The sequence below is a fragment of the Allobaculum fili genome, from assembly GCF_020969955.1.
GTDB classification, from domain to species: Bacteria; Bacillota_I; Bacilli_A; order Erysipelotrichales; family Erysipelotrichaceae; genus Allobaculum; species Allobaculum fili.
Window position 1 is genome coordinate 1 of sequence record NZ_JAHDSX010000075.1, and the last position, 6355, is coordinate 6355.

Consider the following 6355-nt stretch of genomic DNA (forward strand, 5'->3'; position numbering starts at 1 on the left):
GCCTGGATTCGCTCTCGCCGATCCAGATGCCAAGGATATCTTTGCAGCCTTCCGTGTCATAGCCAAGAACCACATATACAGCCTGTTCTTTGGCACCATGATCGGTTTTCACTGATACGTAAAGGCAATCGACGAATACGAAAGGATAGCACTTCTTCAGGGGACGATGACGCCACTCATCAACAACCGGATAGACACGATCAGTGATGTTTGAAATCGTATCCGCAGAGACCGGGAAGCCATAGATATCCTGAATGATGTCGGAGATGTCGCGCTGTGACATACCCTGCCCATACATACGCAGGATCTTGTCCTCGATATCGGAAATATCCCGGCTGCCTTTAGGAACAGCCTGCGGTTCGAATGTACCAAGGCGATCACGAGGGATACGCAGATCCAGTTCGCCCTGAGAAGACCTTACCGTCTTCTCAGAATAGCCATTGTGGCGATTCTCTGTCGATTTAGGATCATGCGATCCGCTGGTATAACCGAGATGCGCATCAAGTTCTCCCTGGAGCATCTGTTCAAGGACAGGGCCAAAGATTTCCTTGATGAGGTCTGCGGCTTCTTTAAACGTCTTAGGTTTGTATTCCTTAACGATGGTTGAAGCAATCTGTTCCTGAATGGTTGGTGCAGCTTTAGCTTTACGTGGCATAAGTGGTCTCCTTGTAAAAATTTGTCAGGCTCAAGCTGGTTGTATCAGTCTGATGTCTTGATGGAATTTACACAAAAGACCTTACACTCTCATTTTGCACTTGGTATTGTTACCGGATCTAACAGCGATTACATATCTAGTGAAAAAAGTAATACAAAAGAGACCGTTCTAAAGGGCAGTGATATATTCAAATTCAGATTTGTTGGTGGAAGGAACTTCATCAGATTTGATCCTGATAATTTTTAACAGGCTGCTCCGACTCGCTTTTACAGAGTCAAGGAAAAGTTAATTTATCGGTTCATATGTGCTGCGCCTGTATTCGCTTATGATGATCAGCAAGCTAGGTATGCTCATTGGCAATACAGCCAGTTATGGGAAGAACGCGCATCTAATAAAGACAAGGAACCAGAGAAGTGGGAGCAATTATGCGTAGCCGACCGGGAATCCAATCGAAACCAGGCTCTTCATCGTGAGAGGAAAGAGAAAATGGTTCAGTATTTAATCAACTGCTATGGCAACGATGCTTATCAAAGCTTATTCCATGGGAAAGATCCTCTGTTTGTGATGTCCGAAGACCACGAACCGCAATACAGCAACGTACATCGTTTTGTAACAAGACTCCATGACCTGGATTGTGCTCCTGTCCTGGAATTAGCAAAAATAGAGCATCGGCACTGGAGTGCTTACTATATCGCCAAAGGATGGAAATATCTGCCTTTGAAAGAAATCAAACAGCTCCAGCAGCAGTCTGATGGATATACGAACAAAGTGATCCGGGAAGTGGCGCCTGCTCACGTCGATCTGGTTAATTTTGAACGTCTTTGCCAGGATGATTATGAGAGTATCAAATATGACCTGTCTTATTGATTCGAGACATTAAAGACTGAGAAAGAGAGTTAGCAGGGGAAAGGAAACAGTTATGAGTTCTAGTGACAAAGAGTACGACAAATCGAAAACAGTCTCTGCTTTGGAAACAACAGTGAACAGCAATGATGAAGAACGGCTTTCAGATAAATATCGTGTATTCCTCTGTTACCGGGGTGAAACTTCTGGAAATAGTGAAGGAAAGAAATTTGCCGAAAAGCTCCATGATTTTCTAACGCATACTGCTTTTGCCAAAGACAGTCTTGGTGAAATCTACTTATCAGAAAGAGAAGACCGCAGCGGAAACTTCAAAAGCAGCCTGTCAATAATAATGAAATCGGTCGAGTATTTCATTATTCCATTTACGCCAAATTTCTTTGACGGTTTTCCACAGGACTCATCGGACGAGCAGACTATCGATAAAAGCATTACTTATCACGAACTCCTTCAGGCTTTCAATAATCCGAACCTTTCGTTTATCAATGTCTGCATTGGCGAATCAAGAAACGATCTGATCGACAAGGATCTGCTGGTAAGTCTGTATGGAAGCGAAAATGCGGAACGGATAACTACTGTCAAAATGCTCAATTATACGCCGGAAAACAGCCAGGAAATTTTTGAACAGATTTATAACCGTATCCGCATCGGCAACGAAAGCATCGCCGACAAAATCCATGAACACAAACCGAATGTTTATCTTGATGCAAAAGAAGAACTGGAGTCAGACCAGTTTCCGCTGTACGCAAGACTGTATAATGTTCGCTCTTTGACACTGCTAAACTTTGCTTCCAGCTCGTTTATTTCAGGAGCCAGCATTGCGAAAAGCTATGAACAGACAGACCAGATGAAAATCTGGTTTAACCGCCATCTGATTGAAGGAAAGATTACCGTCAATATTATTCTTACCGACCCGCATTCGCACGCTGCTATGGATGCTGCACTATATAAAATGAATCCAGAGAATCTGACCATTAACAAGGATCAGATCATTCTATCCAACCTCAACAAGCTGTTTGCGTTCATGCGTAAACACCCAGAAGCAGATCTCCATGTATACCTGACTCCTGTCGCACTGCCATATGGAATTATGCTGGCGGAATTCAACAGTGCAGACAAGTATAATAACTACATGAAAATCGACCTGTATGCAGCGGATATCGAACGTGATGGCAAGCGGCCATCCTTCTTTCTCCTGCAAAAAGACGAAGAAACGAAAGCGATGTTTAAGTTTTTTAAAGACAATGTTCTGCGTTTGAAAACCAGTGATTCCAGACCATTTTATGGTCATCCTGAAATTGACTGGATGGAAACCCAAAATTCAAAGATTGTTCATCGAGGAATTGCCAAAGAACATCTAAAGCCCCATACTTTGCAGGCTTTCCGGCACTGTATCAATAAAGAGCATCCTGTCGAAGTCGATTTGTTTACATTGAGCGATGGTACGATTGTAGTAGGACGTTTAGATGAAGATTTTGCGCAGGAGATATGCAAAGATCCAAACAAGCTAAAGAATACTTCGCTTGGGGACCTAAGAATTTACAACCGTACCCGTCCCGAAGAAACTGTTCTGACGCTCGATGAATTTCTAAAGCTGATCAGCGGCAGAATTCCGATTTTAATCGAAATAAAGACTATAAACAATTCTTTATCAAATGCGGGGAAAGCTCATGAAGTTCCGTACAGCCATGGAGCAGAACGAGAAGGAGAACTATCTGCCGCCTGCAAAGCGCAGGTTTCAAAAATCATCGAGACCATTCATCAGTATTCTGTAAATTACCAGCACATCTTTACAATCAATACAGGAAGAACCGGTTCACCAATAGCGATCCATTCTTCGGATGTTCGAATTGTAAATATGGTGAATGAACGCGACTGCCTTATTCCGTCAGGGATTATTGTCAGCGAATTCGAAGAGAAATATGGCTTCAACGCGTCAGATCAGCGAATCGACTGTCATCAATTAGAACGGATTGAAGAGCTGCAGCCGGATTTTGTAAGTTATGACCTCGACTTTCTGCATGAGGGAAATGTTGAGAAAATCAAAACGATGCTGCACATTCCTGTCATTTCCTGGACTGCTAAAAGCAAGGATCAAATTCTTCAATCTTTTGATTACGGCTGCACCAATACAATCTGCGAAAATCTGGAAGATATGGAAAATTAATACAAAATCAATCAAATACTCATAACTCCTGCGAGAATCATAAAACTCGTCAGGAGCTTTTTTATCAAATGCGCCGTAAAACCCCTGCCTTCAGGCAGAAAGCGTCAAACAGAACCCCATCCTGGAAGTCAGATTCTGGACGAACGGACTTCATACCAAGAGCGGTCTTCAGCTTGTACTCACACAAGGTGTGAGCGGCAGTACCTTCCTTGGCTGCAAGACCGGAAGTATCCGGATAGAGTTCTTCAAGTCTTGCCGATGGCGTACAATGAAGCCAACGATGGGATGTGGATGGAGAGAGGATGCTGTGACTCATTTCAATCCCTCCGCATCATTGACAAGAGCCTGGTAGTGAGCAGGATCAATTTTGGAAAGTTTGCTAGCGCCATACTTTTCAAGAAGCTGCTGGATCTGCGCTGTAAAACCGGCTCTGGATTTTTCAGCGAGAATTGCACGGACTTCTTCAAGCGTAAGTCTTGGCTGTTCAGGCTTTTTTCGGGCTTTGCTTATCCAGATGAGACTTTTGGAGCAGAGAGTCCATCAGCCATCCGGTTGAGAACGATGAGAAGTTCTTTTTGGAATTCATCCATGGTGATTACCTCTTTCACTAGGTAGCCATGGAAATGGATGGAGTGTGACAGGGAAAATAAAAAAAGTGGCCAAAAACCGAAAAACGGTTCATGACCACAAAGCCTTACCTAAGAATTTCATTTAAATAATTTTGCACTGCAATGGAATCATATCCTGCTTTCTTCGGTCGATTAACTCTGACCTGATTACAATCTCACAACTCGGATAAAAGTTTTCAAGACATACAAAATACAATTAAATACCATCGACCTAAATCAAACGTCTATATTATACGTGTAGTAAGATTACTCATCTAGTAAGGAAGAGAATGCTTAACCCACTATCGGAGGTTCAACAATGAGGTGCATGAAATTACTGATAGCACGCCTTACGCTCAAATTTTCACACTGCTATTTACCAACATGAATCTAGACAGAGAGATTGGCTGCTGAGCGTAAGGAATAAAACAAAGCCTGATTTTCGTAAAGGAAAACATTTATGAGATCAAAAATTAAGAAGTTACTAGCGAATATCGCTATTTCACTCTCGATTTTCGTATCTTCTATACCTGTAATCGCTGTAAAGGGATTAGCGTTTGATATTCCCATTCCAGCCAATGCTTTTCTCGAGGAATCTAATACGCTACAACAGTTTAGAGCCTCACTTGAAGTGGATTTGTTGTTTGAAAAAAACTATGCCGCTTAATGACTCAGATCAGAATCCCAGATATTATTATATTCCTTTTGCTCAGGGAGGATATTTAATCTATGATCTGACAGACGACTTGATCTGTGAGTTTAGCCTGTCAAAAGAAAATGAGTATTCATTCTCGAATAATGATTATATCTATTCTGGGCCGCTATCCTTGTTTGAAATCACTGAAGATGGTTTTATTGATGTTAAATCGAACGAGGTTTTCACAGATACAGATAACTTCATTATGAGGGTTAAATCTATTGAGACGAGAGAATTAGAGTCTAAACAATCTATCCGATCTGATAAGTCTGTTAGACGTATCATGAATGCTTATAACACAATTTCTGGTACCGTTCCAAGCTATAGTTATAATCCTGATGGCAGATGCGGAGCGGTGGCAGCAGCGATGCTGGTGCGGTGGTATGACATTTATAGGAATGGCCGGTACGTCCCAAGTAGTTTAGAAAGTAGTGATGGGGTTTCTCTCATTAATCATCTTTGGAACAAAATGAAAAACTCAAGTTATGCGGGTGCTTATTCTGGAACTGTATCTACTGAGATGATGAACTTTATAGGATCTCAAGGGTTAAGCCATTCCGGTGGATTGGACGGATATACTGACGAATATGTTATTGGTCGTGTGGATTCTTATGGAACTCCCTATATTCTAAATCTGTTTAACCACCCTACCTATTCCAACCATTTTGTAACTGGTTATGGATATCGTTCGAATTCCACTGGATTCTACACCATAGTAAATGATGGTTGGGGGAACAGGAAAATGGAGGTCAACTCGAATTATGCGACGACAATTATCTGGTAATGATAGAAGTTTAATTTTTCAGCTATTAGCCGTCATAGGGTTATGCATTCTGACAATACTCGGTGTGCAGTATATAGGTGATCACGGGAGATCAGCTGGCTACTATCTAACGGGAAATGTAATATCAGCAGGAGAGAAGAATTTCTGTATAACTGTTATTCCAGATGAATCAAATGTTGAGCTTCCACTTTCAAAAAATGTCTATTGTTTTGAACTGAAAGATTTTATATCAAATAGCTATATCCCCAAAATTGGGGATGCAGTGCGAATCACGTGCAGTCATGATATGACTGTTTTGATTGATATTTATGATATGGATGTTATAGATGATCTTCCTGATTAAACTAGATGTTAAACAATATTAACTATAAATATAAAACGCGATTTCAAGCTAGCAGTTCTCTATTTCAATATAGGTTCTGTTAGCTTTTTGAATTATCAACTTCTGACTTGTCGCTATAAACTGTACCCCAGAAAGTGGACAATTTTTTTAGAGTCAACCTATTCCAAGGACACCCGATTAGCAGCGACCCCAACTACTGGACGATCGTTTTGATCTGTTCCCTAATTGCGGACACTTTCT

7 protein-coding genes are annotated in these 6355 nt (G+C 41.5%); 5 read left to right on the plus strand and 2 right to left on the minus strand.

The window, feature by feature from the left end; all coding sequences use genetic code 11:
• The coding region (locus Afil_RS10380; RefSeq protein WP_230268489.1) for an IS256 family transposase at nucleotides 1-655 on the minus strand (655 nt) is incomplete at its 3' end.
• A gap of 486 nt (nucleotides 656-1141) precedes the next feature.
• Here Afil_RS10380 and Afil_RS10385 point away from each other — a divergent pair.
• Nucleotides 1142-1522 carry a hypothetical protein gene (locus Afil_RS10385; protein WP_230268490.1) on the plus strand — a complete coding sequence of 127 codons (381 nt, stop codon included), beginning with the start codon at nucleotides 1142-1144 and terminating at the stop codon, nucleotides 1520-1522.
• Between the two features lie 52 nt (nucleotides 1523-1574).
• Nucleotides 1575-3683 carry a glycerophosphodiester phosphodiesterase gene (locus Afil_RS10390; protein ID WP_230268491.1) on the plus strand — a complete coding sequence of 703 codons (2109 nt, stop codon included), beginning with the start codon at nucleotides 1575-1577 and terminating at the stop codon, nucleotides 3681-3683.
• A 64-nt stretch (nucleotides 3684-3747) separates the two neighbouring features.
• On the opposite strand, the gene Afil_RS10395 is transcribed toward Afil_RS10390, so the two are convergent.
• The gene (locus Afil_RS10395) at nucleotides 3748-3999 is read right to left on the minus strand and encodes a DUF2800 domain-containing protein (RefSeq protein WP_230268492.1); all 252 of its coding nucleotides are present in this window, start codon (nucleotides 3997-3999) and stop codon (nucleotides 3748-3750) included.
• 752 nt (nucleotides 4000-4751) lie between these two features.
• Between Afil_RS10395 and Afil_RS10400 the strand changes: the two genes are divergently transcribed.
• The 3 genes from Afil_RS10400 to Afil_RS10410 are packed head-to-tail and all read left to right on the plus strand — an operon-like array spanning nucleotide 4752 to nucleotide 6115.
• Complete coding sequence (locus Afil_RS10400) at nucleotides 4752-4958, plus strand: hypothetical protein (protein WP_230268493.1); 207 nt, start codon at nucleotides 4752-4754, stop codon at nucleotides 4956-4958.
• The gene (locus Afil_RS10405) at nucleotides 4948-5772 is read left to right on the plus strand and encodes a hypothetical protein (protein ID WP_230268494.1); all 825 of its coding nucleotides are present in this window, start codon (nucleotides 4948-4950) and stop codon (nucleotides 5770-5772) included. The genes Afil_RS10400 and Afil_RS10405 overlap by 11 nt, the downstream gene beginning before the upstream one ends.
• Complete coding sequence (locus Afil_RS10410; protein ID WP_230268495.1) at nucleotides 5750-6115, plus strand: hypothetical protein; 366 nt, start codon at nucleotides 5750-5752, stop codon at nucleotides 6113-6115. The genes Afil_RS10405 and Afil_RS10410 overlap by 23 nt, the downstream gene beginning before the upstream one ends.
• Nucleotides 6116-6355 lie beyond the last annotated feature (240 nt).